We start from the raw sequence: 821 nt of genomic DNA, 5'->3' as shown, positions 1-821 counted from the left end.
TAAAACAGTTTTAGCATTGATCTAAGTATGTTTTTACTGCTTGAAAAATTTGGTGAAACATAGCGTCTGTTAAGCGGCCAGTATTCGTATTATAACGAGAACAGTGATAGCTTGAAAAGATGCGTAATCTACCGATATTATTGATTTCGCCATGTCCAAAAGGGTGAGCTAAAACTTTTGCATTAAGGGCACGTATTGTTGAATGGTGCGCAATGGTGCCTAAGGTAATAACGGCTTTAAGTTTGGGAAGATTTGTTAAAAGAGGAGAGAAGAAATAGCGGCACGTGTTAATTTCTGCACCGGTGGGTTTATTTTCTGGTGGAACACAACGAACAGAGTTAACAATTGCTGCATCAATAAGTTCAAGAGTATCGTCTGCTCTTTCTTCAAAGGTTCCTTGGGCAAAACCAAACTTTTTTAAAGTTGAATAAAGTAAGTGCCCAGCATAATCACCAGTAAATGGACGTCCAGTTCGATTTGCTCCGCGTAATCCAGGGGCAAGCCCAACAATAAGAAGGCGTGTTGTGTCTGGCCCTTTATAAGGAAAGAATGGGCGCACCGGTGCATTATACCAACTTGGTTCTTTTACACGCCAGCCAGCGATAAATTGATGGAGCCTAGGACATAAATTGCAATTTGGGGGTGGTTCTGGGCAAAGCGATGTTAATTGGCTATTCATGGTGTTAGGCATTAATCGTTTTTCTATTTTTTTTGAGTCTTTTATAGCGTATATGACGGGTTATGGTTTGATAAACAATCTATAATGAATATAAATAAACTTTTTTAGAAGAAAGTTTAATATAAACTTATTGCTCATTATT

At 38.1% G+C, this 821-nt stretch carries 1 protein-coding gene; it reads right to left on the bottom strand.

Features of this window, described 5'->3' with window-relative positions:
* Positions 1–10: 10 nt before the first annotated feature.
* Positions 11–679 (bottom strand): uracil-DNA glycosylase, encoded by a 669-nt coding sequence (locus ACFIO3_RS14395; protein ID WP_375606474.1) that lies wholly within the window; start codon positions 677–679, stop codon positions 11–13.
* Positions 680–821: the final 142 nt, after the last annotated feature.

Source organism: Bartonella sp. AD328YNZD (assembly GCF_042196425.1).
This window is presented reverse-complemented; position numbering and strand designations above follow the sequence as displayed.